General features: G+C 48.0%; 1 protein-coding gene. It reads right to left on the reverse strand.

Annotated features, from left to right (window positions below; all coding sequences use genetic code 11):
- On the reverse strand, positions 1–223 hold a 223-nt coding region (locus tag ABR397_RS25685), incomplete at both ends, for an IS200/IS605 family accessory protein TnpB-related protein (RefSeq protein WP_350307930.1).

Genomic DNA, 223 nt, shown 5'->3' on the forward strand with positions numbered 1-223 from the left:
TTTTCGAACTGGCGAACCATTGATCCAACTTCACCAGATGCACTCCTTTCTCTGCTGCTTTGTATTCCAGTTTTGCGACGAATCCAGACCATCCAGCATCGCCTATCGCACCAGCCAGATGGTGATTTTTCATCATATTTGCCGCTTTCAGCGTCTCGACAATTACCGCTTGGTTTTCGTCAACAATTGCGCGAGATAATTTATGCTGGAAATCGGCGCGGGC

This window comes from Photorhabdus viridis (assembly GCF_040256935.1).
In the GTDB taxonomy this organism is placed as follows: domain Bacteria; phylum Pseudomonadota; class Gammaproteobacteria; order Enterobacterales; family Enterobacteriaceae; genus Photorhabdus; species Photorhabdus viridis.